This is a genomic window from Candidatus Limnocylindrus sp. (assembly GCF_040397235.1).
GTDB lineage: Bacteria > Chloroflexota > Limnocylindria > Limnocylindrales > Limnocylindraceae > Limnocylindrus.
In genome coordinates this window covers 1-1,460 of sequence record NZ_JBBAWH010000007.1, presented here as the reverse complement: position 1 = coordinate 1,460, position 1,460 = coordinate 1, and the positions used below count along the sequence as shown (strand labels likewise).

At 57.9% G+C, this 1,460-nt stretch carries 1 rRNA gene; it reads left to right on the top strand.

Annotation, left to right across the window (positions count from 1 at the left end):
- Window positions 1–392: 392 nt before the first annotated feature.
- Window positions 393–1,460, top strand: a 16S ribosomal RNA gene (locus AC3LB0_RS05760); the annotation flags it as partial.

The window sequence follows — 1,460 nt, the reverse complement described above, 5'->3', positions numbered from 1 at the left end:
GCCGCAGCCGGAGCCACCCTCGCCGTCGCCTCCCTGGCCGCCGCAGCGGGCGTGCTGCTCCTTGTGGAGTCGAGCCCGCTGTAACACGCGACCTCTACGTGGTGAGCACGAATCACCCTGCACGGTCCCGCACGAGCCCCGCGTTTGACAGGGGAGCGGCAGGGTGCGTAGACTCGCCCTTCGCGTCGCTCGTGGAAGAGATCCTCGACCGTCCGCCCCGATCACGGGTGGAGCAGAGCAGCGCTTACAGTCACCACGGTCTCCGTGGCGACCGCGTCGGCGAAAGTCGGCGGCACCTTAACAGCTGAAGAGTGGCAGGTAACACAAAGCAACCGTTTTTTCGCCGGGGCAGACCCTCGGAAAATTAACGTGCTGCCGTAAGGCAACACGTTGTTTCGGAGAGTTTGATCCTGGCTCAGGACTAACGCTGGCGGTATGCCTTAGACATGCAAGTCGAACGAGTTTCCGGGCTTGCTCGGAAATTAGTGGCGAACGGCTGAGTAACGCGTAGGTGACCTACCCCGTAGTGAGGAATAACTGCCCGAAAGGGTAGCTAATACCTCATGTTGAGACGCTTTCATTAGCGTCTCCAAAGCAGCAATGCGCTATGGGCGGGGCCTGCGTTCGATTAGCTAGTTGGTGAGGTAATGGCTCACCAAGGCGACGATCGATAGGTGGTCTGAGAGGACGATCACCCAGACTGGGACTGAGACACGGCCCAGACTCCTACGGGAGGCAGCAGTCGGGAATTTTGCGCAATGGGGGAAACCCTGACGCAGCAATACCGCGTGTGGGATGAAGGCCTTCGGGTCGTAAACCACTTTTCTCGGGGACGATAATGACGGTACCCGAGGAATAAGCCACGGCTAACTACGTGCCAGCAGCCGCGGTAATACGTAGGTGGCAAGCGTTGTCCGGATTTACTGGGCGTAAAGCGCGCGCAGGCGGTGAATGAAGTCGAAAGTGAAAGCCCCGGGCTCAACTCGGGAACAGCTTTCGAAACCAGTTCACTTGAAGGTGGAAGAGGGAAGTGGAATTCCGAGTGTAGCGGTGGAATGCGCAGATATTCGGAGGAACACCAGAGGCGAAGGCGACTTCCTGGTCCAATCTTGACGCTGAGGCGCGAAAGCTAGGGGAGCAAACAGGATTAGATATCCTGGTAGTCCTAGCTGTAAACGATGGATACTAGGTGTTGGAGGTTTTAACCCCTCCGGTGCCGCAGCTAACGCATTAAGTATCCCGCCTGGGGAGTACGGCCGCAAGGCTAAAACTCAAAGGAATTGACGGGGCCCCGCACAAGCAGCGGAGCGTGGGGTTTAATTCGATGATACGCGAAGAACCTTACCAAGGCTTGACATGCACATGACCGCGGCGGAAACGTCGCTTTCCCGAAAGGGACGCGTGCACAGGTGTTGCATGGCTGTCGTCAGCTCGTGTCGTGAGATGTTGGGTTAAGTCCC